Genomic DNA, 26,483 nt, shown 5'->3' with positions numbered 1-26,483 from the left:
CCTGGATGCCCAACCGATCGGTCAAGGCATGGGTAGGAATGTGCGGGGGCGGCACATGGGGGCGCTGGCGCGCGGGAGGGCGGCTCAGCGGCGGATCAGACGAGAGGTGGACCGGTTGGTGGAGCAGCGCAGGGCCTGTGCGAAGGCGGTGCGTTGGGGTAGGCGACGCGTCCCGTTCTGATAATACGGGCCTGATCGAGAACGACCATCGGCGCGACGGCGGGCAGGAGCGGACTGGCATCGTGATCGGTGTTGCCGCCGCTGGCCGGAGCCTGAAGGCTGGCGGCGACGTCGTCGAGCGGAGCGACGAGGTCGCCGGACAGGTTCAAGATTCGTTCGACGGCTCCGTTCCGGTCCCTGTCCTCATAGAAGCAAGGCTCCGCCTGAGCTGTTCCTGCGATCAGCAGGAGCGCCAGCAGAGGCTGTACGAGGGCCAGGAGGATACGGTGCACGGGCACGGACAATCGCCTTGAGACGATGCGATTCTTTCACATGCAAGCTGAATGGTTGCTGATCGGGACAAATACAAGAGAAGGTCAGCTTCCAAAAAGAAAGCGCCCGCTTTGCAGGGGCGCTCTAAGGTCCGACCCGTAGGGGCAAATAAGAGGTCGGTGACCTATCTATTCAAAGAGCATTTTGTCTAAATTGTGACGTTTCATGACCTGAATACGGCGTGTCAATAGAGTATGTGCGATAATCTGACGCTCAGATAGTTCATGCCCAAACGATTTGGCTTGATCGAGCGCATTATATGATCTATGCCGTGCTGACCGTAGGGGCAAATACGGTTTCAGGGTCGCGAACACAGTCGATAAGGCTGGGCGCGGCCCTTTTCTATTTATATCTATACTTTCATTTTATTGCTAAAAGAGGGCTCTTTTGGGAATGGGGTCCGCTACTTGGACCGGCTGCGAGCTTCATGCAGCCTCTCTACCGTAGCCTTGATCTCCTCGACGGCCTTCGGCCCGCGGATACCGATCACTCCGCGGTCGACGGTCCGCCCGTTCTCGTCCTTCCGACCGTTGAAGAACACATCCCGTTCCTGCTTGGACATCTTCAGGACGGTGCGCGCCTCCGTCTCGATCCGCCATTCCTCGGACCAGGTGCTGACGGTTTGGCCGGTGAGTTCGGAAATGGCTTCGGTATCGCGGGAGTAAGTCATGGCGGCCGTTATGGCATTCAGCGGTGAACAAAGGCTTGCGGTGACGCTTCCGGCCTATTCCGTCAATCGGGACAGCACCTGATGGGCCGCCCTCACTCGCGCTTCGTTGGGATAGGCTTTGTTCGCCAGCATGACGATGCCGATCTTGCGACCCGGCACGAAGGCAACATAGGCGCCGAACCCGAGGGTTGATCCCGTCTTGTTGACGATCACATCGTCACGCGGCGCCAGGGGCGGGTCGATCGCGGTGGCCGGATGAGCCTTCTGGTTCATCGTGTTGCCGGCAATGAAAGCGTCCAGTGCAACCGGATAGGGATATTGCTCCCAGATGAGATCCTGGATCAGTTCGCCTGAGCGAAAATAGCCGGTCCTGGTTGCGCGGAGGGATTGTGCGATCCGCTCCGGGACGGAGCCGATCCCCATATTCACCTCCAGGAAGCGGACCATGTCCACGGCGTTCGATTTCACGCCGTAGGCTTCGTCCGCAAGGAGTGCCGGGGAGACCCGCACGGGCCTGCCGTCGCGGCTATAGCCCCAGGCATAGGACTTCATCTCCGGCGCAGGCACGTCGAGATAGGTCCGCCGCAGCCCGAGTTCGCCGAACAGGCGCTCCGCCAGGGACGGGAAGCTCGCATCCATTGCTCGTGCGGTGACGATGCCGAGCAGGCCGATGCTCGGATTGGCATAGACCCGCAGGGTACCGGGCGCGGATGCGGGTTTCCACGCCCGGTAGTAGGCGGTGAGCCGCTTGCGATCCTTCACGTTCCCGGGCAACTGGAGCGGGAAGCCGCCGGCCGTATGCGTTGCGAGATCGAGGAGCCGCACCTTGTCGAGGGCGCTCCCCTTCAATTCCGGCATGTGCCGGCTGACGCTGTCGGTCAATCTCAGCCTGCCTTCGATCTCTGCATCGATCGCCAGGGTGGCCGTGAAGATCTTGCTGATCGAGCCGAGCTCGAAGAGCGTGTCGCGGGTAACGGGAACCTGAGGGTTCTTCGAGGACAAGCCATACGTGATGAAATGGCGCTGACCCTCGATGGTCACGCCGACGGCCATTCCGGGGAGCCCATACTGCGCAATCACCGGCTTCACCGCTTCATCGACGACCTGCCGGACCTGGGCGTCCTGGACAGGTCCTGCCGCACAGGCGGGAGACAGGGCGCCGAAGGTGGAAAACATGATAATGGCCGCGAGGCGCGCGCAACGTCGTGGCAGCAAGGATTTGTCCTTCCAGTTCCGGCATGGGGCGGGTGGGACTTCATAAGCCCGGATCGACGTGCAGGTACCATTTCGTGGGATGCGACCGGACATCGGCTGGGGATAAGTCGCGCAAGGCGCGGGCTGCGGTCGCATCGACAGGGCCGGCCCGGTGCACTCTCTTCAGGATGTGTTCGGACGCACCGAATGTCAGAAGTCGCCGGACTAGCCTAAACTGTCATCCTATATCGGGGAGATGCGCCATCCCACCCAGGACTCCGACTGCGTTTCACCACAGCAACTGGCTTCTGGGAGCTTTGGAGCCGGACGACCTCGCTTATCTCAAGTCTCGTCTCGAGATCGTGATCCTGCCGAAGGACACTGTGCTTTACAAAGCCGGGGATCTCATCAGCTACAGCTACTTCCCGCACGACGCCATCGTGGGGCTGATCAATGTCATGGAGGAGGGACAGTTCGTCGAGGTGGCGTCCATCGGGCGCGAGGGGATGTTCGGCCTGATCAGCGCCCTTGTGTCCCGCGAGTCTTTCGGGCGCTACAAGGTCCAGGTCCCGGGAACCGCTTCCCGCATTACCGTGGACCAGCTGCAGGAAGCAATCCGCATCCGGCCGAAGCTGCGGCGAATGTTCCTGAGTTACACGGAAGTTCTGCTGGCGCAGACGTTTCAGGCTATTTCCTGCAATGCGGTTCATACGGTCGAGCAGCGCTGCAGCAAATGGATCCTGAATGCACGCGACAGGATCGACGAGGATGTCCTGCCCCTGACCCATGCCGATCTGGCGGAGCTGCTGGGCGTCCAGCGCTCCACGATCAGCACGGTCCTGCGCGCCTTTCAGAGGCACGGTCTGATCGGGCAGCAGCGCGGAGGCATCGTCATTGCGGATCGTTCGCGTCTCGAAGGCATTACATGCGAATGCTATGACAAGACCAGGCGGGTTTATCGGCGCCTGCTGCCCCGTTCCTATCCTCCCGCCAACTCACCCTAGAGAATTCAGGTGAAAATTCCTTATTCTGCCCTGAATCTGCCCTTCGGATGAGGCGTCATATCCGCTGGAAGGAGATTGACGTGGCCCGATACTATTTCGACGTCCACGACGGAGCGCAACTTGTTCGTGACGAGGACGGCTCCGACTTCGAGAGCGCCGATGCGGCCGTCCAGGCAGCAGCGCGGTCTGCGGCGGAGATCGGCCAAGGCCGGATGGCCAGAGGCGATTTCAGCGACGTCGTCATCGACATCCGCGATGCCGGCAATCAGCCTATCTGTACCGTGACGGCCTCCATGAAGATCGATTGGCAGCCATAGCCTTGGCCGGACCCTCATTCACATTCGCGCAATCGGACCGTCGATGATCACGTGGGGGCACAGGCGCGAGCATCGCTCGATGCGCGCTTCCACCCTGTAGATGGTCTGAAGCAGGGTGGGGGTGATCACACTCTCCACCGGTCCGCAGCTCACCATGGTGCCGGCATCGATTACCATCACCCGATCCGCCACGCGCAAGACTTGGTTCAGATCATGGATGGCCAGGATCACACAGATGCCGCGATCCTTGGCAAGGGAGCGGATCAGGGAGAGCACTTCCACCTGTCGGTGCAGATCGAGCGCGCTCGTCGGCTCGTCGAGGAGAAGGATCTTGGGATCGCGGACCAACACCTGGGCGAGCGAGACCAGTTGCCTTTGCCCACCGCTGAGTTCGTGCAGGCCCTTGAAGGAAATGGGTTCGATCTGCAATCCATGCAGGACGCGGTCGACCTCTTCGAGATCCTGATCGGTCACCCGGCGGCCAGCGCCCTGCTTGCGGGCGAGCAGGATCGACTCGTAGACGGTCAGTACTGTGTTCACCGACGTATCTTGCGGCATGTAGCAGACCTTGCCCGGGCCGGACAGGTGCCCCGCACCGTCGATCCGAATTCTTCCTGGGCCGTCGAGCAGACCCGCGATGCGCCGAAACAGACTCGACTTTCCGGCAGCGTTCGGGCCGATCACGGCGGTGATCTCTCCGCCTTTCAGCACCGGGGTGGTGACGCCGGCGAGCACCTCCTGTTTGCCGTAGCGCACGCCGACATCGGTGAGTTCAAGGCTCGCTACCATGAGCGCCTCCGGCTGGACATGATCAGGCTGAAGAGGAACGGCACGCCCACGAGCGCCGTGATGATGCCGATGGGAAAGATCGTGCCCGGCACGATGGACTTGCTGATGACGGAGGTCAGCGACAGGATTGTCGCGCCGGACAGAACGGATGCCGGCAGGAAATAGCGCTGATCCTCGCCCACGAGCATGCGCGCGATGTGCGGGCCCACCAATCCGATGAACCCGATGGTTCCCACGAAGGCGACGGGCACGGCGGCCAGCAGGCTGATCACCATCATTGTCTCGAGACGCAGCCAGCGCACGTTGACGCCGAAGCTCGCGGCCTTGTCGTCGCCGAGGCGAAGCGCCGTGAGCGCCCAGGCACGGCGCATGAAGAGGGGCAGGGAGACGGCAAGCACGCCGGCGGTGATCGCGAGCTTCGGCCATGTGGCGCGGGTGAGGCTGCCCATGGTCCAGAACACCACGGCGGCCAGCGCCTGCTCGGACGCGAGGTATTGCACGAGCGCAAGAAGCGCATTGAAGGTGAACACCAGGGTGATGCCGAGGAGGACGATGGTCTCGACGGTGACGCCGCGCTTCTGGCTCATGAAATGGATGAAGAGCGCTGCCGCCATGGCCATGAGAAGGGCGTTGATCGACACCACGTAATCGATGGCCCAGGGAAGGATGCCGACGCCGAAGACGAGCGCGATCGAGGCGCCGAAGCTCGCCGCGGCCGAGATGCCGAGGGTGAAGGGGCTGGCGAGCGGATTGTTGAGGATCGTCTGCATCTGCGCACCCGCGGCCGACAGGGCCGCGCCGACGACCACAGCCATGAGCGCCACAGGCATGCGGATGTCCCAGATCACGACGCTGATCTGCCGCGAGACCTCGGTCGAGCCCATGAGCGCCAGCACGACCTCGCGCATGGTGTAGCGGGCGGGTCCAAGACCGAGATCCGCGATGATCGAGAGAACCAGAACGAGGCCGAGAGCAAGGAGAACGAGCTTCTTGCGCTGCACAAGGACGCGGTACGCTCCGCGTCCCTTCGGCATGGCGATGGCGGGCGAATGGGCCAAGGGTTTAGTCCTTGTCCGCGAGAGAGACCCAGTAGCCGGTCTTGTAGGGGACGGGCAGGAAGCGCTCGTAGAGCGTCTTCATCGTCGCCTCGGGATCGACATCCTTGAACAGGTTCGGGTGCAGCCACTTGGCCATCGCCTGAATGGCGACGAACTGATAGGGGCTGTTGTAGAACTGGTGCCAGATGGCATGCACCTGATTGTCGCGCACCGCCTTCACGCCCGTGTAGGCTGGACGCTTCATCAGGGTGGCGAGCCTCTCGCGCGCCTTCGCCTTGTCGGCGCCGGAGCCGACCCCGACCCAGGAGCCGCCCGGAACGTAGAGTTCCCAGTTCGAGCCGGTGACGATCACCTGATCCGGATTGCTCGCGATGATCTGCTCCGGGTTGACCACGCCGAACGTGCCGGGAATGATCTTGGCCGCGAGGTTCTGGCCGCCCGCGACCTCGACGAACTTGCCGAAGTTCTCGTTGCCGAAGGACATGCAGCAATCGTCGGAATAGCCGGCCGCCCGCTCGACCATCACAACCGGACGCGGCGGGTTGGCCTTGGCGAGACGCTCGGTCACGAGGTCGATCTGCGCCTTCCGGAACGCGATGAACTCTTCCGCTCGCGCTTCCTTGCCGAACAATCTACCGATGAGCCGCATGCTCGCATCGGTGTTCTCGAACGGCTTCTCGCGGAAATCGACGAAGACCACCGGGATGTCGATCTTGGCGAGCTTTTCGATGAGCTTGGCGTCGTCGGTCGCGGTCTTCGCCTCGATGTTGAGGAGGATCACGTCCGGCTTGAGCGAGACGGCCTGCTCCACGTCGAAGGTGCCTTCCTTGAAGCCGCCGAAGGTCGGGATCCGGTCGATCTGCGGATACTTGGCGAGGTAATCCCTGTATCCGTCGAGATCCGCCTTCTGCAGGTCGTCACGCCAGCCGACCACGCGCTTGAACGGCTGGTCGGTGTCGAGCGTCGCCACGAAGTACATCTGGCGCCCCTCGCCGAGAATGACCTTCTCGACCGGCGCATTGACCTGAACCTGTCGGCCCGTGATGTCGGTCACCGTGATCTTGTCGGCAGCATGGGAGGGAGCGGGCAGGAGCCCGACGAGTGCCACGGCGGCACCGAAAACCAGTTGGGAGAGTTGCATGACGCGCCTCGCTTCGAGGAAAGAGCAGGCGGTTCCTATGTCGATGTCTGCCGGCTGGCAAGAAATATCTTTTAGAATTACTTCAATTCAAATGTATATTTGCTAGTTTAAAACAATTCTATTATACAGATTATAGTAATTATAAATTGACGTCTTCGAGTTTTGCTCATAGAGGAGCGTCGAAAACAGCAGCATCCGTGAGCTCTCGATGAACGCGAATTACACCCTCCGGGACGAGATCCGTGACTATTGGTCCTTGCGCGCCCCGACCTTCGATCAGCAGGTGGGGCACGAGATCTTCTCGGAGGCGGAACGGCAGGCATGGCGCGATCTCGTCCTGCGTCATCTCGGACCCGCCGAGGGACGGCGTGCGCTCGACCTCGCCAGCGGAACGGGTGTGATCTCCCATCTGCTACACGGGCTGGGCTTCGACGTCACGGGCCTCGACTGGTCGGAGCCGATGCTGAGCCAGGCGCGGGCCAAGGCCGCCCGGAACGGGGCCGACATTCGCTTCATCATGGGCGATGCCGAACGGACCCTCGAAAGGCCGGAGAGCTACGATGTGCTCATCACCCGCCATCTCGTCTGGACGCTCGTCGATCCGAGAGCGGCCTTCCGGGAATGGCACTCGCTGCTCAAGCCGGGCGGGCGTCTTCTCATCGTCGATGGCGATTTCGTCTCCGACACCCTCGTCAAGCGGATGATCCGCTTCGTCGAGAAACTGCTGCCGGGCCTTGCCGGCGCCGCTCATGCGCCCAATGCCATGCGCGAGACCCATGAGCGCATCCTGAGCCGGGTCTATTTCTCCCAGGGCGCACGCGCCCAGGAAGTCGCCGCGCTGCTGCGGGAGGCCGGCTTCTCGCAAACCATCATCGACCGCGATCTCAAGCAGATCCATCGCCAGCAGGCGAAGAACCTGCCGCTCCTCAAGGGCCTGGAGCGCGCGACGCAGCATCGCTATGCCGTTCTCGCCGTGAAGGCCTCCACCTGAAAAGTCATGGCCTGACGCGTCGGGTCATGCTTCCCTGATTCGCAATCGATGAGCCATACAGCGGGAGCAGGCCCATGGGACGAAGGCTGATCAAGCTTCTTGTAGTTTGCGGCGCCCTGATGGGTGCGATTCCCCTCGATGCGCGGTCGCAGCAGCGCCCGGATGTCGAGCTCGCGACGCCGGAAGGACTGCCGACCATCGGCAAATGGATGCTGACCGCTCAGGGCGTGCCTTCAGACTGGCTCGGCGAGATCTACGAGGGCAAGAACCTGCGCGAGCCGATCAACGTCATCATCGTGGATCAGGGCGCCTCATCCGCCGACGACGCGAAGGAGAGGCTGCTGGCCGCCGCCGCCCGCGCCGGCTACCCGATCCGCTTCGGGCATTCGACCGGCTACCAGGGCTCCATCGCCGGGCGTCTCTACGCGCAACTCCCGCAGGGGAGGGACGATGCACTCTCCAACGACGTCTTCGAGGTCAACAACAACCACGGCCGCGTCTTCGGTCCGCATGAATTCGAGCAGGGCTATCTCTTCATCGCTGCCTTCAGCCGCGAGGACGTCGACCCGTTCCGCGACCCGGGACATCGCTTCGGCTCGTTCAACCGGGCGCGGGACGACTTCACGCAAAGGCTCGACCGCAGCACCGATTTCAAGGTGACCCGGTTCGTCGATCTCGGCAACGCCTTGATCGGTGACCCGAAGCTCACGACGGGCGATCACGACGGCATCGCGGTCGTGGTGCGGGTGGGGCCGTGAGATAAGAAAGTCGGGAGGCGTGTCTGTACTCTCATGTCATCACCGAGCTTGCCCCGGTGATCTCGATTGTGTGAAGCGCCGAGCCTCACCTTAGCGGGATGGCCGGCATGGGTCCCCGGATCAAGTCCGGGGAGGCCATGACGTGGTGGGGGGCATTTACGGCGCGAACGCTACCCGGCCAGGAACCCCGCCAGCGCCCGCGGGTCCACGTTGCCGCCGCTGATGATGATACCGACGCGCTTGTCCTTGCAGGGCACGATGCCGTGGAGGGCGGCCGCGGCCGCGAGGCAGCCGGTGGGCTCGACCACGATCTTCATGCGCTCGACGAAGAAGCGCATGGTGTCCACGAGCTGTGCGTCCGACACGGTGAGAATGTCCTCGGCGAGGGCACGCATGATTGGAAACGTCTTGTTGCCGACATAGGTCGTCTGTGCGCCATCCGCGATGGTGGCGGGCACCGGGATCCGAACGATCGAGCCCGTGCGGAAGGATTGCTGCGCATCGTTTCCGGCCTCCGGCTCGACGCCGTAGATCCGGCAATCGGGCGAGAGAGCCTTGGAGGCGAGCGCCGAGCCCGCGAGCAATCCGCCGCCGCCGACGCAGACGAGGAGCATGTCGAGCGGTCCGACCTCCTCGATCAGTTCTTTCGTCGCGGTGCCCTGTCCGGCGATCACATCCTCATGATCGTAGGGAGGGATGAGAGTCAGGCCACGCTCCTGCGAGAGCTTGCGCCCGATAGCCTCGCGGTCCTCCTTGTAGCGGTCGTAGAGCACGACCTCGCCACCATAGCCCTTGGTGGCCGCGACCTTCATGGCTGGCGCATCCTGCGGCATGATGATGACGGTCGGCACCGCCTGCAGCTGCCCGGCATAGGCGATGGCCTGAGCATGGTTGCCGGAGGAGAACGCTACGACGCCACGCTTACGCGCATCGAGAGACAGGCGCGCGATGGCATTGTACGCGCCGCGAAACTTGAAGGCGCCGCCGCGCTGGAAATTCTCCGCCTTGAAGAACAGCCGGCCGCCCGTGCGCTCATCGGCCGTGCGGGACGTGAGAACCGGCGTCCGGTGGGCCGCTCCGTCGATGCGCCGCGCCGCCGCGACGACATCCTCGTAGGTCGGCAGGCTCACAGGGGCGGGGGAAGCGGGCTCGGAATTCTGCGGGGTCTGCGCGTTCATCGGACACTCACGATCTGGATCAAAGCTTCAGGATGCCCTGACGCTCCAAGCATTCAAGGCAAAGCTTCATCTCTGTCCATATCAACTTTGCGCAATCCTTGTCACCATTGAGGCTTTTCCGGGAGACGCGGCGTCTTTGGGGTTAAGGTTCGGCCAATGTCCGTCGCCGGCGGAACAGCCCGTCCGCTCCGGCCGTTCATGCTTATCACGGCATGACAGGAGGCCTTCCATGGAACTGTGGCAGATGGTGGTGGCGGATCACGCGAATATCGAGGAACTCTGCCGCGAGGTGCTGCGCGCCACGGGCAGCGGGCCGAACAGCCGCGCCGAGCTCTTCGCCGATCTTCGGGACGAGCTGGAGCGACACTTCGCAGCGCAGCAGAACGTGCTCTATCCGGCCCTGTCGACCCATGAGCGCACGGCGGCCTATCTGAGCGATCTCGAGAGCAAGCAGGAGGAGATCCTGCGCGAGCTCGACCGGCTCGCCGCCCGGCCCGACAAGAACAGCGCGGATTGGGCCGGTGATTTCAAGGAGCTCACCGGATCGATCCGGCATGCTTTCACCCTCGAGGAAAACGGCGTGATGATCGTCGCCCGCGGGGCTTTCTCGCCGGACGAGCTGAAGACCCTATGGCGGCGCTACGAGCGTGAGCGTATCGCGTCCTACGAGGCCGAACGTTGGCATATGCCGCAATCCATGATGCCGAGCCGCTACGGGCTTCCCACCGGAACGGTATTCGGCGTGCTCGCCGGCCTTACGGCTGTCGGAGCCGGCGCGCTCCTCTGGAGCATGACCCGGTCTGGCACCGCCGGCTCGCGGCAGAACAGGCCGCTGCATGCGGCTCCCCGGCGTCCCCAGCCGCCATTCCCCCTCGATCGGGGCGTGATCGACCGCAGCCTTGAAGGGTCCCGGCGAAGCGCCACGAGCCAGACATCCTCAGGGGCCCGGACCTATCGGGCGGCGGGCGCCGGTAGCGCCGCCGGTGCATCGTCGAGCAGCCCGGCCGGAGCCACGACGGCCGACGACGCACTGCTTCACGGCGCCGGGGGCAGCGCGGCTCCTGCTCCAGGGGGAAGCCCCTCCGACGATTCGTGGTTCTCCTCGGCCCGCCCGCCCCACGCCCCATCGGGCCTTTCGACGCCGCTGCAGCCGGGCGGAACGCTTCCCGCAGGCGGTCCGGCCGCTGGATCCACCGGCTCCATGGGAACCGGCGGTGCGGATTCAGGGGCGGTCAAGCGCGACGGGCATTAAGGCATCGAGCGCAAGACCAGGTGCCGGTCTTGGGACCAAAAGGCAGAACCGTCCCCGGACACGATCCGGGGACGGTCTTGGCGTTTAGGGGCTCATTCCCCTCCGCTGAGGGCCTCCCGATAATGATACTGCGTAAGGGCTTGTCGAGCGGAGAGGCTCCGTCAGGTCTTCGGCAGGGCATAGGCGATCACGTAATCGCCCGCCTTGGTGCCCAGCGACCCATGGCCGCCCGCGACCACGAGCAGGTATTGCCGCCCATCCGATCCCGTATAGGTCATCGGCGTGGCCTGTCCGCCCGCCGGAAGCCGGGATTCCCAGAGCTGCTTGCCGTTCGATACGTCATAGCCGCGCACGAAATAATCGATGGTGCCTGACAGGAAGGCGACGCCGCTTGCTGTCATGATCGGACCGCCGAGATTGGGCACACCCATCGGGAAGGGCAGCGGGAGCGGTGACGCGTCGCGCACCGTGCCGTTCTTGTGCTTCCAGAGAATCTTGCCCGTGGTGAGATCGGCCGCCGCCACGTAGCCCCAGGGCGGGGCCTGGCAGGGAATGCCGAGCACGGATGTGAAGGCGGAGAGCTTCACGGCGAACGGCGCTCCGAAATTCTCATTCAGCGCCGGCAGGCTGCCCTCGGGCCGGTTCTCGCCTTGCACGTAGAGTGTCTTGTTGTCCTGGCGAGGCACCAGTTGCGACACGAAGGCGAGATAAGTTGGCGTGGTGAAGGCGATCTGCCGCTCCGGATCGACCGCGATGCTGCCCCAGTTGAATACGCCGAAATTGCCCGGATATATCAGGCTGCCCTGAAGCGAGGGCGGCGTGTAGCGGCCCTCGTAGCGCAGCTTCTTGAACGCGATGCGGCAGGCGAGCTGGTCGAACAGCGTCGCACCCCACATGTCGCGTTCGGAAAGCGGAGGCGGGTCGTAGGAGAGGGCGGAAACAGGTTGCGTCGGCGCGGTGCGGTCGCCGGGCGCGGCCCCCTGCGGGGCGGGCTTTTCCGTCACCGGCAGGACGGGTTGGCCCGTCCGCCGATCGAGCACATAGAGTTCGCCCTGCTTGGTCGGCTGCACGAGGGCCGGTACGGTCTGCCCCCCGATGGTCAGGTCGATCAGGCTCGGCTGCGAGGGAACATCGTAATCCCACAGGTCGTGATGCACGGTCTGGAAGACCCAGCGCAGCTGTCCGGTCGTGATGTCGAGCGCCACGACGGAGGAGGAGAAGCGGTCCACATTGGCGCTGCGACGGCCTCCCCATTGATCCGGCGGCTGGTTTCCGAGCGGGATGTAGATGAGCCCCAGGGCCTCGTCGACGCTGGAGATCGACCAGGAATTGGGCGAGTTCGGCACGTATGTCTCGCCGGGGGCGAGCGGCGTGGTCACGTCCGGCCTGCCCGAATCCCAATTCCACACCAGCGCGCCGGTATTCACGTCGAAGGCGCGGATAACACCGGACTGCTCACTGGTCGACACGTTGTCGAGTACCGTGCCGCCGACGATGATGAGATTGCGCGCGATGGCCGGCGGCGAGGTCGAGTAGTAGGCGCCCGGGTTCACGTTGGGCATGTTGGCCCAAAGATTGATCTGGCCCGTGCCGCCTCCGAAAGCGGCGCAGACGTCGCCGTTTTCGGGGTTGAGGGCGATCAGGCGCCCGTCGGCAGTGGGCATGAACAGTTTGGTCGGGCAATTATCGATCGTCTTCCGCTCATTAGCCGCCACCGGCAGGTCGGGAACGGAGGTGCCAGTGGCAGGCGCGGACGCCGGAGCCGATACGGCCGAACCATTGCCGCGATAATAGGAGAGGCCGCGACATGTCAGATGCTGAAGGGCGAGTTCGCCACGCACCTTGGGGTCGTAGCGCCAGACTTCCTTGCCTGTCGTGTCATCGAGGGCGATGATCGATTGATGCGGTGTGCACAGGAACAGCCGGTTACCGAACTTGAGCGGCGTGACCTGGAAGGTGGTCTCCTCCGGATCCCCGGGGCGTCCCCGGACGTCGCCGGTGCGATAGGTCCAGGCCTCCTGCAGGTTTGCCACGTTCGCGGGCGTGATCTGGTTGAGCGGGGAGTAGCGCTGTCCGTAAGCCGTGCGCCCATAGGCGTGCCATTCGCCGGGCGGGACGCCGAGCGCATCGTCGGGCACCTCCGCCCGCGGTCCCGGGGCGGTCCCTTCGATCCGTGTCGGATCGGTGAACCATGAGGCCACGGCCACAGCAAGTGCGACGGCCAGCACTGCCGTGAGCGGCCATCCCGCACCCCGAAAGGCGGAAACGCGCCGCACCTCTGCGTCCCGATCCGATACCGAAACGGACGCCCGGTCGTAGAGGCTGCGCGTCACCCAGGGTGTGAGCAGCAGCAGACCGACCAGGAACACCACGTCGCCACGCGCCGCGAGGGGCCACCAGTGCAGGCCGGATTCCCACAGGGCCCAGCCGAGCGTGCCGGCGACGACGAGCGCATAGACCCACAGGGCTGTAGGCCTTTGGGCGAGAAGCAGGCCTCCCGTGAGCAGGAAGCCTGCGGCCGCGATCACATAGTACCAGGAACCGCCGAGCGTGATCAGCCACACACCGCCGACAGCGAGAGCCGCGCCGATCAGAAGAGCGAGAACGGCGGCTATCATGAGAACAGGGCTTCGCCTCATACCTGGCATGTCTCACTCCTCCGGACGTTCGGTTTCCAACGACAGGGAGGGGGAAATGTTTCACAGGAGCATGACGCCAAGGGCATGCGATGCAGTTCAGCTATGTTCCCCTTACATTCGTGCCCCAGCGGCGATGCAGAAAGCGCTCCCAGGGCGAGAAGAGAAGCCGATCGACGAGGAGTCCGATCGCCACGATGACGATCATGATGCCGATCACCTGATCCATGGCATTCAATTCACGCCCGTAATGCAGGAGATGCCCGAGGCCGAAGCCGGTGAGGATCGTCACATAGATCTCGGCCGCCATCAGCGAGCGCCAGGCGAAGGCCCAGCCTTGCTTCATGCCGCTGACGAGAAAGGGAAGTGACGCGGGCAGGATCACCCGAGTCCATTTGTGGAACCCCTCCGACCCCATGGTTCGCGCCGCGCGCGCATAGATGGGCGGAATGTTGCGCGCGCCGTGATCCGTCGCGATGATGACGGACCAGACGGTGCCCATGATCACCACGAACAGCATCGCGCCCTCTGTCTGCCCGAACCAGACCAGCGCCAGTGGGACCCAGCACACGCTGGGCAGCGTCTGGAAGCCCAGAGCCAGGGATCCGAGCGTGTCCTCGAAGATCTGCGACGTGCTGGTCAGAAGGCCGAGCGGCAGGCCGATGAGGACGCCGGCCGCGTAACCGACGAGGAGCCGCTTGAGCGTCACCCAGGTTGCTTCCTCGAGAGTGCCGTCGAGCATCGCTCCCCAGATATATTCGCCGACGAAGATGGGCGAGGGAAGCAGCACCACGGACCAGCGGCCGGTGCGCACGGCAAGCTCCCACAGCGCGATGAGGAGCGCGAAGAACAGAAGAGCGGAGGCGAGACGCTTCATTCCGAGAATGCCTCCGTCAGGGTGCCTTTGAGGGTTGCGGCGATCTTCGATGAATAGCCGGCGAGTTCCGGGCTGTTGATGTCGCGTGGGCGCGGCAGCGGGATGTCGAAGATCTGCTGGATGCGACCGGGCGAGGGCGACATGAGGACGACGCGGTCCCCGAGGCACACGGCTTCGCGCACATTATGCGTGACGAACACGATGGTCTTGCGGCTTTCCATCCAGATCTGCTGGATATCGTCGTAGAGCTGGTCGCGCGTCATGGCATCGAGCGCGCCGAAGGGCTCGTCCATCAGCAGAACCTGAGGATCCGGCGCCAGCGCGCGCGCCAATGCGACGCGCTGCTTCATGCCGCCCGAAAGTTCATGCACCTGCGCATGCTCGAATTTACTGAGACCGACAAGGCTCAGGAAGTGATGAGCGATCTCCTTGCGCTGCGCATTGGTGAGATCGGGGCGCAACTTGAGCCCGAACATCACGTTGCCGAAGGCGTCGAGCCAGGGAAATAGGGCGGATTCCTGAAACATGACGAGGCGCTCGCGCCCCGGTCCTTCCACGGTCTTCCCGTCGGCGAGCACATGCCCCGAATCCGGTTTGGTGAGGCCGGCGATGATGTCGAGAAGCGTGGACTTGCCGCATCCGCTCGGCCCGACGAGGCAGACGAATTCGCCGTCGGCGATCGTCAACGAGACATTGTCGAGAGCCTGAACCACGGCTCGTGACGAGATGAAGCGCTTGGAAACACCGTCGATGATCAGCTTGGCCGGTCGTCCAGTCATGGCAGTCGTGTCGAGTGTCTCCATCAAGGCGCCTCGATCAGACCGGACAGGTCGGGCGTGTCGCGCAGGAAGCCGACCTTTTGGGCGCTGGTCACGAAGGACTGGAACGCCTCGCGCGACGTATCCGGCGTAATCTCCATGCGGCTCCAGGCCCGGGCGACGAGCTCCGGCGACATATCGAGACGGAAGGATGCTTTCAACTCGTCGCGGGCCATGCGCTGGGCCTCGTCCGGGTGCTTCCGGATCCAGTCGGTGAGTTCGCGATGTGCCTCGACGAAGCGCTTGGCGAGATCACGGTTTTTCGCCAGGAAGTCGGCGCTGGAGACGAGGATCGTGGTGATGGCGTCCTTCTCTTCCACGAGGATCTTGCCTCCTGCCTCGGATTCGAGCCGCGACACCCAGGGCTCCACGGTCCACACCGCATCGAGTTGCTTGCTCTGGAAGAGGGAGAGCTGATCCGGGTTGCTGGTGGGAACAACATGGGCATCGCCGCCGGTCTGCGTGATGCGCAATCCGCCCGCGACGAGCCAGGCCCTGGCTGCCACGTCCTGCGTATTGCCGAATTGCGGGGTGGCGATCCGCTTGCTCTTGAAATCGGTCGGCTTGGTCAGGGTGGAATCCCCCTGCACGACGAGAGCCGAGCCTCCATTGACCGCACCGGCGATCACCCTGACCTCGGCGCCGCGGGAGCGGGCATAGGCATTGAGCGCGGGATTGGGGCCCACATAGGTCAAATCGAGAGACTTGGCGAAGATCGCCTCCATGGCGCTGGGGCCGGCATTGTAAACATACCACTCGACCTTCACGCCGGGCCCGAGCCGCTCCGCAAACCAATTGCGTCCTTGGCGCTCGAAGGCGCGGGCCACCAAGGCCTGGACATGGGTGATGTTGGGGAAATGTCCGACCCGAACCGTTGTGGCCTGCTGAGCCCGCGTCGAGTCATTTGCCGCGACGAGCGCCACCGCCGATAGGAGAATGATCCGCCATCCATGCCGCATCGGAAGACCTCCGGTCGTATTGATCCAAGGCTAGGGATTCCCAGCTGAAGGTCAATGGGACGCCGGAGTCCAAGGTCAATGGCTCACGCTTTGATTCCGGCAGGAGGACAGCATTCCTCTCAATGTCCACGATCGTAGAAACTCTTGTTTTTTCAACAAAAAACTTTGTTGAAACCGGAAATGTTAACCGCCCGGTAACCATAACTGGCGTCGAATAAGATGCATTACGTAGCGTAATAAATACGCGACAGCCTGATCCGCCTCCGCTCTCCGACCATGTTCTGCGGTCCTCCGGGGAACCTGATGGTGGTGACGTCGCAGGAGCAGTTTTGTAGGCGAGGAGAACCAAGGATGGCGAAAGTACTGGTCGTGACATCGGGCAAGGGCGGTGTCGGAAAGACGACTTCCACGGCCGCGCTTGGCGCGGCGCTGGCGCAAAGCGGCAAGAAGGTGGCCGTTGTCGATTTCGACGTGGGCCTGCGCAATCTCGACCTGATCATGGGCGCCGAGCGCCGCGTGGTGTTTGATCTCATCAACGTGATCAAGGGAGACGCAAAGCTCGAGCAGGCGCTCATACGCGATAAGCGCATCGAGACCCTGTCCCTGCTGCCCGCCTCGCAGACCCGCGACAAGGACAACCTCAGCGAGGAGGGCGTCGAGCGCGTCATCAACGGGCTTCGCGAGAAGTTCGACTGGATCATCTGCGACAGCCCGGCCGGCATCGAGCGCGGCGCGACTCTCGCCATGCGCCATGCGGATGTCGCCGTCGTCGTGACCAACCCGGAAGTCTCCTCCATCCGCGATTCCGACCGCATCATCGGCCTCCTCGATTCCAAGACCGAGAAGGCGGAGAAGGGCGAGCAGGTGGAGAAACATCTTCTGCTCACGCGCTATGACAATGCCCGCGCGCAGCGCGGCGAGATCCTCAAGGTCGAGGATGTGCTGGAAATCCTCTCGATTCCGCTGCTCGCCATCATCCCCGAAAGCACCGAGGTGCTGCGCTCGTCCAACCTCGGCGCGCCGGTGACGCTCGGCAGCCCGAACTCCGCGCCGGCCCGCGCTTACCTCGATGCGGTGCGCAAGCTCCAGGGTGAGACCGTCGTCGAAGTGCAGAAGCAGCGCGGTCTCTTCAGCAAACTCTTCTCACGGAGGGCCGCATGAGCCTGTTCAGTTTCTTCAAGCGCAACACCTCTGCGCCCGTCGCTCGCGAGCGGCTTCAGGTCCTGCTCGCCCATGAGCGCACCATCGTCGGAGGCGGCGAATCCGATCTCGTGGCGATCCTGCGCGAGGAGATCATGGCCGTGATCGCAAAGCACATGGCGGTGCCGCAGGACAACGTGCAGATCAAGATGGACCGCGGCGCCTCCGTGTCGACCCTGGAAGTCGATATCGAGATTCCGACCGACATCGCAGCCAGCATGCGCCCGGCCGCGTGATCGAACAATCCTCGGAGCGGCCGTCATTCCATCCGGTTGCCGGCCGCTCCGATAGGAAATCCCGTCGACGCGCATCTGTGATGCTCTCCCGCTTCAGGTAGCCTTGCTGCCTAGCCTGAACGATGATCTACTCGACATGAGATCCGTTCCTCACGGAGGCATGCGATGCACGACGCGTCCTGGCCCGAACTGTCCTATCCCGCCTGGCGCGACACGGCGGCGACCCTCCAGCTCTGGACGCAGATCGTCGGCAAAATCCGGCTTTCCCTCTCTCCCTGGCTCAATCACGGCTGGCACGTTCCGCTCTACGTGACCGCCCGGGGGCTATGCACCTCGCCCATGCCGGTCGGACATGAGATCCTCGAAATTGAGTTCGACTTCATCTCTCATTTGCTGCGCGTACGTACGAGTAGCGGGGAGGAGCGGGAATTGCCGCTACAGCCGCAGAGCGTCGCGGAGTTCCATTCTCGGCTTCTGACCATCCTCAGCGACATCGGCGTTACAGTTGTGATAAACGAAACGCCGAATGAGGTGGCGGATCCCATCCCCTTCTCCGAGGACCAGGTCCATGCATCCTATGACCGTGAAGCCGCCCATCGTTTCTGGCGGGCGCTCATGCAGGTGGACCGCGTGTTCAAGCTGTTCCGCAGCGGGTTTCTGGGAAAATCCTCTCCGGTGCATTTCTTCTGGGGCAGTTTCGATCTCGCCGTGACGCGTTTTTCCGGGCGGACCGCGCCGCTGCATCCCGGCGGCGTGCCTGGACTACCGGACGATGTGACCCGCGAGGCCTATTCGCACGAGGTTTCGAGCGCAGGCTTCTGGCCCGGCAACGATGCCTATCCGCACCCGGCCTTCTATTCCTATGCCTATCCCGAGCCACCGGGCTTTCGCGATGCCACTGTGACACCGGGCGCGTCCTTCGAGACGACGCTCGGCGAGTTCATCCTGCCCTACGACACGGTGCGTCAGGCGAAGGATCCGGATGCGCTGCTGCTTGATTTCCTCATGACCACCTACGATGCCGCTGCCGATGCGGGGCAATGGGATCGCGCTGCCCTCGAATGCGCTATTGGCGCGCCCGCGCAGGTGCGCCCGATCTGAAGTTCGGCCTCAAAAAATGTGGCGATGTTACACATCTGCCGATCACGTGCGGAAAGTCCACACCTATCCGAAATTGCCGTTGAAGCCACTTTACAGGCGCCATTCGCCACGCCTGCGCCACATCCCCCGTCTAGCTCTAGCCCTTCCAAGGTTCCGTCATCGATGTGATGTGCGAGGATCCCATGCACGTTGGCGATTTGTCTCGAACCCGAGCGCCCAGCGAACCGAACGACAACGCGGCCCGTCTGGCCATGCGCGTTCTGCTCGTCGTCGGCCTCATGAATGGAGGGTGGCTCGCCCTCTGGCGGTTTCAGGACAGCGGACCCGCCGCGGAAGGAATGGTCGCCGCAGCACCGCCGCAGACCATCACCGTGGAGGCGAGGCCCCCGGCACCGCCGGATCGGACCGCACCCCTGCAGGTGGCCGATGCGGATCCCGCCGCGCCGATTGCGTTGCCCGCGAAACCGGTGGCTGCGGCCCCTCCGCCGGAAGCGGACGAGGATGAGTGGGACGAATCCATCGTGGAACCCACTATCGACACCGTCGCCATAGGGCGATCGCACGATCAATCCCTTGCCGTTTTGAAGCAGTTCGAGGCCGCCCTCGGGCAATCGCAAGCGGCCAGGAAGGAGCCTTCCAAGCCTCAGCCCGCACCGCGCACGGACATTAACATGACGGGCACGGTGCCGCAGCAGGCGGTTCTCGCGGATCCCTCCGTGCCGACGGGTGGAGCAGCGTCGGACCGGGTCGATCTCAACAAGAGTACGATCGAGGATCTGAACAACCTGAAAGGCGCCGGCTCACTCGGACGCGCCATCGTCAGGGGACGTCCGTACAAGTCAGTCGAGGATCTTGTGAACAAGCGCGTGGTCCGCCGCGCCACCTACGAGAAGATCAAGGGTCAGATCACCGTGCAGTAGGCGTCGTGATCCGCGTCGCGCACGCCACCCGCTTGCCACGCGGCGGTGAAAGGTGATAAGACCATGACATCCGACAGGGGTGCTCCGTATCGCCGGGGCTGAGATGACGGCGCGAAGCCGTTGGACCCTCAAGCTGATCTGGGTAATGCCAGCGGAGCGAGGTGACGATGTTTTCCGGCGCACAGATTTCCCTCTATCCGATGACCGACGATTTCATCGACGTCATCCTCGGCGCCATCGGGGCGCTTGATCCCTACCGGGCCAATTTCAGAATCGAGACCGACGATATCTCGACCCTGATCGTCGGACCGCCCGAGCAACTCTTTCACGCCATGCGCGATCTGTTTCTCGCCGCGTCACGCCGGGGCGTTCACTGCGTGCTGGCCGCAACCGTTTCGCGTGGCTGTCCGGGGGAGCCCGACGATCCGATCTGCACGCCGATAGCGGGCTCCAACAATGATCGGTCGCTCGAAGAACGCATTGTCGCCGCCGTCGGGCGCGTGGAGGCCGCGCCCCGCACCGGGCAGGTCGTGGCCGCGCAGTTCTCGCTCTATCCGCTCGGCAGCGGACACCACATGGACGAGATCTACGGCTGCATCAATTTTCTCAAAAAGTCCGGCGTCTTCGACCGCTCGAAGAATTTCTGCACCAAGCTGCGCGGCGATGCGGGGCCGGTCTTCGCCACCTTGAGCGAAGCCTTTCTGCGCTTTGGCGCCCCGCAGGGCCATGTGGCTCTCGATCTCAAGGTCTCGGCGAACAGCCCGACCAAGGCGTAGTTCTTCGCGAGCATTCCTAACGTACAACAAGGAGGTCGTCATGTCTGTGACGCGTGGCTGGACGCTGAGGGAGATCCTCATCGTCACCGTGATCGGCGCGGTGTTCGCCGTGCTCTATCTCGGATGGGTGCAGGTTTGGCTGATCGCGCAAGCGGCTTTCGGCCCCCTGACGATGGATGTGGTGATGGGCTTCTGGTTCGTGGCTTCCATGGTGGCGGCCGCCATCATCCGCAAGCCGGGCGCCGCCTTCGCAGCCGAAGTCATGGCCGCGGCCGTGCAGGTGCTGCTGGGAAGTCCCGCCGGATTGCTGCTCGTGGTCAGCGGCATCGTCCAGGGCGCGGGCGCGGAAGCGGTCTTCGCCGCAACACGCTGGCGCAAATATTCGCTCCCGGTGCTGATGGCGGCGGGCGCCGGAGCCGCAGTCTTCTCCTACATCTATACATGGATCCGGTTCGATTACGGCGCCCTTCAGCCCACGCTGCTCATTGCCATGTTCGCTCTGCGCACCTTGAGCGGTGCACTGCTCGGCGGGTGGCTCGCTCATGTGATCGTGCGCGCTCTCTATAAGACCGGCGCGCTCGCGGGTCTGGCGATCGATGTCGACAAGCGCTCCGCCGCTGCCTGAGCCTGCCGCGCAATGGCGTGAGGTCTGCGTCGCGTACCCCTTCGCCAAGCGCGCTGCAGTTGGGCCGGTGAATCTGCATGTCCGCCAGGGCGAACGTGTTCTTCTGCTCGGTCCCTCGGGTTCCGGCAAATCCACGCTGCTGCTGACGCTGACGGGGCTAGTCCCCGACAGCATCCCGGCCGATGTGACGGGAGAGGTCAGTCTCTTCGGCGCGGATGTCGGCACGCAGAAGCCCTGGGCCTGGGCGCGCCACGTGGCACAGTATTTCCAAGATGCGGACCAGACACTCTGCGGGATGAGAGTCGAGGACGAGCTCGCCTTCGCGCTCGAAAACCGCGCCATGACGCCGGAGAAAATCGCCGAGGCTGTCGCAGAGGCCATGCGCAAAGTCGGTGTGCCGGACGAGTGGCGCCATCGCCGCTCGACGCAGCTCTCCGGTGGTGAGCGCCAGCTCGTCGCATTGGCGGCCATTCTCGTTCAGGATGCGCCGCTCTTCGTGGCCGACGAGCCGACCGCGCATCTCGCCCCGGATGCAGCCCGCCGCCTGCACGCGCTGCTCACGAGTGACCAAGGCGAGCGAACCATTCTCATCGTCGACCACCGTCTCGACGGTCTGATCGAATCCATCGACAGGATGGTCGTGCTCGGACGCGATGGCACGATCATCGCCGAAGGCGAGCCGCGCAGGATCTTCCGCGAAGAACGCGCGCTGCTCCAGTCGCACGGCATCTGGTGTCCCGCCGCGAGCATGCTCGATGCGCAGCTGATGAGGGCGGGCATCGCAGCGCCCTTTGCACCGCTGTCCGTCAACGAAGCGCTCGCGCATCTCGATCCCGACAGCGCACCGAGGCGTCTTCTCGAACAAGCGCGTCCCGCCGTGGAGGCCTTCGCCGCATCGGCCAAGCCATCCCACGCTGTCCGCGACAATCCGGCGCTCGTGCAATTGTCGAAAGCCGATTGCGCGCCGTTCCTGAGCTCCGCCGTCCTGCGCGGTGTCGATCTCACCGTCCAAGAGGGTGAGATTCTCGGGGTGCTGGGCCGCAACGGCGCGGGCAAATCTACGCTGGGTCTCACCCTTGCCGGTCTCCTGCCTGTGAAGGCCGGCCTGCGCAAAGGGCCTCCGGGCGGCTATGCCTTTCAGCGTCTTGAGAACCAGTTTACCGCCGGCACCGTGTGCGAGGAAATTCTCGGCGCATGGCCGAAGCGCATGAGTGCGGACGAGAGGGCCCGCCGGACAGACGCCGCGCTCGAGGCCTGGGGCCTGGAGCATCTGGCGGCCAACCATCCGCTCGAGCTCTCGCAGGGCGAGAAGCGCAAGCTTGCTTTGGCCACGCTCACGGTGTCGGACCGTTGGCCGCTCCTCGTGCTCGACGAGCCGATGGCCGGGCTCGACGCCCAAGGGGCAGCGCTTCTTACCCAGGAGATCCTCACTCTGCATGAGAAAGGCCGCACGATCGCGCTGATTACGCACGACATGGATCTCGCCTTGAGGCTTTGCCCCCGTTCCATCGTCCTGGGAGAGGGTGGAATTATGGCGGATGGCGCGACGGAGGAGTTGCTGGGCGATGCTGCCCTTCTCGCACGTGCCGGGCTCGCCGAACCAGCGTCCCTTGCGGCCTTCCGGTGGCTCAAAGCGGTTGCCCTGAGGCTGGAGCCGGTTGCGGCATGTTGAAAGCGCTCAATCCGCTGTCGAAGCTTTGTGTCTGCTGCGTCTGGCTTGTCGCCTCCGTGCTGGTGTTCGACCCGCGCTTCCAGCTTGCTGCGATCTTCGTGCCCGCGCTCACCCTTGTAATCTTCAACCGCACTTCGCCGCTGGTGCTCCTGGCCCTGATGGTCCCTTTCGCCCTGTTCGGCTTCGGCTTCCTCTCCACCAGCCTGCTGTTCCGCCGGGAGAGCGACTTTGCCCTGCGCATGGCGGGTGAAGCCCTTCGCGCGTCGCCAGCGTTCTCGGCCGGTATCACTTTGTTCCTGCGCGCGCTCGCCTGCGGCATGATTTCGGTGTTTTTCGCGCTGACCACAGATCCGGGCCTTTTTGTGAGGGCCCTGATGAGGCACACAGGGCTCCCGCCGCGCATCGGCTATTCCCTGTTCGCCGCCATGCAGCTCGTGCCCGATCTGGCAGGAGAAGCGCAGCAGATGCGCCTTGCTCGCGCCATGAGGTCCGGCCGCCGGCTCCGGCGCATCCCGGGCCCTTTCGAGCTGATGAGCCTCGTGATCCCGCTGCTCGCCTTCGCCATCCGCCGGGCCGGTCGCACAGCGATCGCCATGGAGGCGAGGGGCCTCGGCCCTGAGGCGCCTCGCACCATCATGAATGCGCCCGACTTCGATAGCCGTGACGGGATATTCGTGACTGTTGGGTTTCTGGTCTTGGGGCTGTGCACCGCCGCGGTAGTCATGAGCCAGTAGAGCCTTTCTCCTTGGATGGAACGGACCTCGCGTCGGAGTCGGAGTTGGGTGCGCATCTCAGGAGATGAGAAAGTTTCCCACGCCCCATTCACGAGATGCCCTTGCCCGGCTACAACCTCGTTGCATCTCCTCGCAACCCGGATCGAGAACCATGGCCGCCAGCGTTACAGACCGTTTTCTCCGCTATGTCGTCATCGACACCCAGTCCGACGCCAAGTCCCAGACGCAGCCCTCCACCGAAAAGCAGAAGAATCTCGGCCGGCTGCTGGTCGAGGAACTGCTGGAAATCGGGATCTCCGACGCGCATCTCGACGAGCACGGTTACGTCTATGCGACCATTCCGTCGAACACGCCGAAGAACAACGTGCCGGTGATCTGCATCACGGCTCATATGGACACTGCACCGGATTTCTCCGGGACGAACGTGAAGCCGCAGGTGGTCAGGAACTATCAGGGCGGCGACATCCGCCTGCCGGGCGATCCGAACCAGGTGATCCGTGTATCCGACCATCCCGTTCTGAAGGACTTGGTCGGCCACGACATCGTCACCTCGGACGGCACGACGCTCCTCGGCGCCGATGACAAGGCCGGCATCGCCGAGATCATGGCGGCGGCCGAGTTCCTGATCAATAATCCGGATGTCCGGCATGGCACGATCCGCATCCTGTTCACCACGGATGAGGAGATCGGTCGCGGCGTCGACAAGGTGGACCTGAAGAAGCTCGGAGCCGATTTCGGCTACACCATGGACGGCGAGACGGCTGGCACCATCGAGGACGAGACGTTCTCCGCCGATGCCGTGGAGATTGCCATCAAGGGCGTGGCGATCCATCCGGGCTTCGCCTACGGCAAGATGGAGAATGCCATCCGGATCGCTGGCGACATCGTCGCGCGTCTTCCCAAGGACATAGCGCCCGAGACCACGAAGGGCCGCGACGGCTTCATCCATCCGACCGGCCTCTCCGGCGTGATGGAAAAGGCCAGCTTGAGCTTCATCATCCGCGACTTCACGGAGGAGGGGCTCAAGACCAAGGAGGCGCTGCTGGAGAGCATCACCAAGGACGTGATGAAGGCCTATCCGGGCTCCAGCTATACCTTCACGGTGAAAGAGCAGTACCGCAATATGAAGGTCGTGCTCGATAAGAACCCGGAGATTGTCGAGAATGCCGTGGAGGCAATCCGCCGGGCCGGCATGGATCCGGTGCGCGGCAGCATCCGTGGCGGCACGGACGGCTCGCGCCTCTCCTTCATGGGGCTTCCCTGTCCCAACATCTTCGCCGGTGGTCATGCCTTTCATTCCCCGCTGGAATTCGTCAGCAGCCAGGACATGGGAAAAGCCGTGAAGACCATCGTCGAGCTCGCCAAGGTCTGGGAAGAGCGCGCTTAACGCGTCACACTTTCGAACCTGTCGGAGAGAAGAGTGGCTTTCATGCCAAAGGAAGCTACTTGTGGCCGAACGGAACGATGAGGGGTCGCCCAAAGGTGGTCGGCCCCTCAGCGCTTGACAGGTTGAAGCTCAAGAAATTATTTTAGTAATGAAGTTTCATGTCAGTGTGGTGCGCTGGGCATAGACGATAGTCGGGACCCCGGATGGGTGTCGAAAACTTGACGGCGCATCGTATTGTCTATGAGGAAACCAGAAGATTCGGAGCGGGTTTCTGACGCCGTTGGCCTCCGTGTCGTTCCATCCACAAGACGTGCCGGTCAACGATGCTTTTCAATTCCTTCGCGTTCCTGCTCGTATTCCTGCCGGCCTCATTGGTGATGCATTGGCTCGTCGAGCGCTTCCGGCCGCAATGGCGATTGCCGTTGCTGCTCATCCTGTCCTTTGTCTTCTACGGCTACTGGGATTGGCGCTTTGCCCCGCTGCTTGCCGCCTCGATCCTGGTGAACTGGCTCGTCGCGCAGGCCTTCCTGCAAGCGCGGCAGGGGATCCTGATCACCCTAGCGTTGATCGCGAACCTCCTCGTTCTCGGCATCTTCAAGTATTTCAACTTCTTCGCCGACCTTATAAGCCTCCTTTCCACCGTTACGGTTCCGAAATGGGACATCGCGCTGCCGCTGGGCATCTCGTTCTTCACGTTCCATCACGTCATGTATCTCGTCGACCTGAAGGCTGGACGCGCGCCGCGTTTCGGCCTCGTGCGTTATGCCCTGTACATTGCCTTCTTTCCCCAGGTTCTCGCCGGTCCGCTGGTCCGCTGGAGCGAGATCATGCACCAGTTCGACGAGCGCCCTTACAAGCGTCCTGACGCGGCGGAGCGCTTCGGGCGCGGGTTCATGCTGCTCATTCTCGGACTTGCGAAAAAAGTCTTCGTCAGCGACCCCCTGGCCGAAAATGTGAATCCCATTTTCGCCCAGGCTGCGGCTGGGGCTACGATCCCCACCCTCGACGCATGGCAGGCGACGCTCGGCTTCACGTTCCAAATCTATTTCGACTTCTCGGGCTATACGGACATGGCGCTCGGCATGGCTCTGATGCTGGGGATCGTCCTGCCGCAGAATTTCGACAAACCCTATGTCTCGACCTCTCTCCAGGACTTCTGGCGCCGTTGGCACATGACCTTGTCCCGCTTCCTGCGCGACTACCTCTACATTCCGCTTGGGGGCAGCCGGAACGGGCTCGGCGTCCAGATCGGAGCCCTGTTCGCCACCATGGCGCTGGGCGGGCTCTGGCATGGGGCCGGGCTCACCTTCATCGCCTGGGGCGTCGCGCATGGTCTCGGTCTCGGGGCGGGCGTCCTCTGGCGCCGGGCCGGGCTCCGCATGCCCGCCTTGGCAGGCTGGGTGCTGACGATGCTGTTCGTCATGTTCACTTGGGTCTTGTTCCGTGCGCCGAGTTTCGATGCCGCCTTGCGGATCTATGAAGGCATGCTCGGGCTCACGACAATCGGCGGGACCTTCAAGTGGCGTGCCATCGCCCTTGCGGCTGCGGTGGCATGCCTAGGGCCGACCACATGGACGGCCGTCCAGCTCGTTCCGCCCCGTCGCTGGATCGCAGTCGGCTTCGCGGTGGTGCTGATGGCGGTTCTGCTCCAGATCGGGGACTCTGCGAACTATGAATTCATCTATTTCCAGTTCTGAC

The 26,483-nt window shown here is 63.4% G+C and carries 26 protein-coding genes and 1 riboswitch; of the genes, 15 read left to right on the top strand and 11 right to left on the bottom strand.

The features are described from left to right. Positions 1–95: 95 nt before the first annotated feature. The 3 genes from OC446_RS04895 to ampC all read right to left on the bottom strand — a co-directional run bounded on the left by OC446_RS04895 (position 96) and on the right by ampC (position 2,338). Entirely contained in the window at positions 96–458 is a 363-nt protein-coding gene (locus OC446_RS04895) for a hypothetical protein (RefSeq protein ID WP_262027924.1), read from the bottom strand. Positions 459–895: 437 nt separating this feature from the next. Then, positions 896–1,162 carry a hypothetical protein gene (locus OC446_RS04890; protein ID WP_262027923.1) on the bottom strand — a complete coding sequence of 89 codons (267 nt, stop codon included), beginning with the start codon at positions 1,160–1,162 and terminating at the stop codon, positions 896–898. A 54-nt stretch (positions 1,163–1,216) separates the two neighbouring features. Next, positions 1,217–2,338, bottom strand: coding sequence for a class C beta-lactamase (ampC, locus tag OC446_RS04885; RefSeq protein WP_410055013.1), 1,122 nt, complete (start codon positions 2,336–2,338; stop codon positions 1,217–1,219). Between the two features lie 335 nt (positions 2,339–2,673). Between ampC and OC446_RS04880 the strand changes: the two genes are divergently transcribed. Beyond that, positions 2,674–3,360 carry a Crp/Fnr family transcriptional regulator gene (locus OC446_RS04880; protein ID WP_262027921.1) on the top strand — a complete coding sequence of 229 codons (687 nt, stop codon included), beginning with the start codon at positions 2,674–2,676 and terminating at the stop codon, positions 3,358–3,360. Between the two features lie 80 nt (positions 3,361–3,440). Beyond that, positions 3,441–3,677 (top strand): DUF6894 family protein, encoded by a 237-nt coding sequence (locus tag OC446_RS04875; RefSeq protein WP_262027920.1) that lies wholly within the window; start codon positions 3,441–3,443, stop codon positions 3,675–3,677. 18 nt (positions 3,678–3,695) lie between these two features. Here the strand turns inward: OC446_RS04875 and OC446_RS04870 are convergent, their stop codons facing one another. Genes OC446_RS04870 through OC446_RS04860 form a run of 3 tightly spaced genes read right to left on the bottom strand, consistent with a single transcriptional unit; the run spans position 3,696 to position 6,665 of the window. Then, positions 3,696–4,466, bottom strand: coding sequence for an ABC transporter ATP-binding protein (locus OC446_RS04870; RefSeq protein WP_262027919.1), 771 nt, complete (start codon positions 4,464–4,466; stop codon positions 3,696–3,698). Beyond that, positions 4,460–5,500: a FecCD family ABC transporter permease gene (locus OC446_RS04865; protein ID WP_410055012.1), complete on the bottom strand. Its 1,041-nt coding sequence runs from the start codon at positions 5,498–5,500 to the stop codon at positions 4,460–4,462. The genes OC446_RS04870 and OC446_RS04865 overlap by 7 nt, the downstream gene beginning before the upstream one ends. 28 nt (positions 5,501–5,528) lie before the next feature. After that, positions 5,529–6,665: an ABC transporter substrate-binding protein gene (locus tag OC446_RS04860; protein WP_262027917.1), complete on the bottom strand. Its 1,137-nt coding sequence runs from the start codon at positions 6,663–6,665 to the stop codon at positions 5,529–5,531. Between the two features lie 208 nt (positions 6,666–6,873). Between OC446_RS04860 and OC446_RS04855 the strand changes: the two genes are divergently transcribed. Next, positions 6,874–7,656, top strand: a complete 783-nt coding sequence (locus OC446_RS04855) for a class I SAM-dependent methyltransferase (RefSeq protein WP_262027916.1) — start codon at positions 6,874–6,876, stop codon at positions 7,654–7,656. A 74-nt stretch (positions 7,657–7,730) separates the two neighbouring features. After that, complete coding sequence (locus OC446_RS04850; protein ID WP_262027915.1) at positions 7,731–8,414, top strand: hypothetical protein; 684 nt, start codon at positions 7,731–7,733, stop codon at positions 8,412–8,414. Positions 8,415–8,584: 170 nt separating this feature from the next. On the opposite strand, the gene OC446_RS04845 is transcribed toward OC446_RS04850, so the two are convergent. Beyond that, entirely contained in the window at positions 8,585–9,592 is a 1,008-nt protein-coding gene (locus tag OC446_RS04845; protein ID WP_262027914.1) for a threo-3-hydroxy-L-aspartate ammonia-lyase, read from the bottom strand. 229 nt (positions 9,593–9,821) lie between these two features. Between OC446_RS04845 and OC446_RS04840 the strand changes: the two genes are divergently transcribed. Then, complete coding sequence (locus OC446_RS04840) at positions 9,822–10,844, top strand: hemerythrin domain-containing protein (RefSeq protein WP_262027913.1); 1,023 nt, start codon at positions 9,822–9,824, stop codon at positions 10,842–10,844. A gap of 161 nt (positions 10,845–11,005) precedes the next feature. Here OC446_RS04840 and OC446_RS04835 read toward each other — a convergent pair whose 3' ends face one another. The 4 genes from OC446_RS04835 to OC446_RS04820 all read right to left on the bottom strand — a co-directional run bounded on the left by OC446_RS04835 (position 11,006) and on the right by OC446_RS04820 (position 16,134). After that, positions 11,006–13,492, bottom strand: a complete 2,487-nt coding sequence (locus tag OC446_RS04835; protein ID WP_262027912.1) for a glucose/quinate/shikimate family membrane-bound PQQ-dependent dehydrogenase — start codon at positions 13,490–13,492, stop codon at positions 11,006–11,008. A gap of 91 nt (positions 13,493–13,583) precedes the next feature. Further along, positions 13,584–14,357 (bottom strand): ABC transporter permease, encoded by a 774-nt coding sequence (locus tag OC446_RS04830; RefSeq protein WP_262027911.1) that lies wholly within the window; start codon positions 14,355–14,357, stop codon positions 13,584–13,586. After that, the gene (locus OC446_RS04825; protein WP_262027910.1) at positions 14,354–15,160 is read right to left on the bottom strand and encodes an ABC transporter ATP-binding protein; all 807 of its coding nucleotides are present in this window, start codon (positions 15,158–15,160) and stop codon (positions 14,354–14,356) included. Before OC446_RS04825 ends, OC446_RS04830 begins: the two co-directional genes overlap by 4 nt. Then, positions 15,160–16,134 (bottom strand): ABC transporter substrate-binding protein, encoded by a 975-nt coding sequence (locus OC446_RS04820; protein ID WP_262027909.1) that lies wholly within the window; start codon positions 16,132–16,134, stop codon positions 15,160–15,162. Before OC446_RS04820 ends, OC446_RS04825 begins: the two co-directional genes overlap by 1 nt. A 351-nt stretch (positions 16,135–16,485) precedes the next feature. Here OC446_RS04820 and minD point away from each other — a divergent pair, with 351 nt between their 5' ends. From minD to OC446_RS04770, 10 genes are all read left to right on the top strand, one after another. Continuing rightward, entirely contained in the window at positions 16,486–17,295 is an 810-nt protein-coding gene (minD, locus tag OC446_RS04815) for a septum site-determining protein MinD (protein WP_262027908.1), read from the top strand. Beyond that, a complete protein-coding gene (gene minE / locus OC446_RS04810) occupies positions 17,292–17,570 on the top strand; it encodes a cell division topological specificity factor MinE (RefSeq protein ID WP_262027907.1) in 279 nt (92 codons plus the stop codon). Before minD ends, minE begins: the two co-directional genes overlap by 4 nt. Positions 17,571–17,735: 165 nt before the next feature. Beyond that, a complete protein-coding gene (locus tag OC446_RS04805) occupies positions 17,736–18,671 on the top strand; it encodes a DUF5996 family protein (RefSeq protein WP_262027906.1) in 936 nt (311 codons plus the stop codon). A 182-nt stretch (positions 18,672–18,853) separates the two neighbouring features. Then, entirely contained in the window at positions 18,854–19,591 is a 738-nt protein-coding gene (locus tag OC446_RS04800; protein ID WP_262027905.1) for a ComEA family DNA-binding protein, read from the top strand. Positions 19,592–19,656: 65 nt separating this feature from the next. Beyond that, positions 19,657–19,768: riboswitch (TPP riboswitch) on the top strand. Then, a complete protein-coding gene (locus OC446_RS04795) occupies positions 19,759–20,367 on the top strand; it encodes a Ykof family thiamine-binding protein (RefSeq protein WP_262027988.1) in 609 nt (202 codons plus the stop codon). (Overlaps the previous riboswitch by 10 nt.) A gap of 40 nt (positions 20,368–20,407) precedes the next feature. After that, positions 20,408–20,992: an ECF transporter S component gene (locus OC446_RS04790; protein ID WP_262027904.1), complete on the top strand. Its 585-nt coding sequence runs from the start codon at positions 20,408–20,410 to the stop codon at positions 20,990–20,992. Next, a complete protein-coding gene (locus tag OC446_RS04785) occupies positions 20,964–22,664 on the top strand; it encodes an ABC transporter ATP-binding protein (RefSeq protein ID WP_262027903.1) in 1,701 nt (566 codons plus the stop codon). The genes OC446_RS04790 and OC446_RS04785 overlap by 29 nt, the downstream gene beginning before the upstream one ends. After that, positions 22,658–23,398 (top strand): energy-coupling factor transporter transmembrane component T family protein, encoded by a 741-nt coding sequence (locus tag OC446_RS04780; RefSeq protein ID WP_262027902.1) that lies wholly within the window; start codon positions 22,658–22,660, stop codon positions 23,396–23,398. Before OC446_RS04785 ends, OC446_RS04780 begins: the two co-directional genes overlap by 7 nt. A 151-nt stretch (positions 23,399–23,549) precedes the next feature. Then, the gene (pepT, locus tag OC446_RS04775; protein ID WP_262027901.1) at positions 23,550–24,785 is read left to right on the top strand and encodes a peptidase T; all 1,236 of its coding nucleotides are present in this window, start codon (positions 23,550–23,552) and stop codon (positions 24,783–24,785) included. A gap of 323 nt (positions 24,786–25,108) precedes the next feature. After that, positions 25,109–26,482 carry an MBOAT family O-acyltransferase gene (locus OC446_RS04770; RefSeq protein ID WP_262027900.1) on the top strand — a complete coding sequence of 458 codons (1,374 nt, stop codon included), beginning with the start codon at positions 25,109–25,111 and terminating at the stop codon, positions 26,480–26,482. Position 26,483 lies beyond the last annotated feature (1 nt).

It is taken from the genome of Microvirga sp. Mcv34 (assembly GCF_024519725.1).
Taxonomy (GTDB): domain Bacteria; phylum Pseudomonadota; class Alphaproteobacteria; order Rhizobiales; family Beijerinckiaceae; genus Microvirga.
Note: the sequence above shows the minus strand (reverse complement) of the source record. Positions and strands in the feature narration are given on the sequence as shown.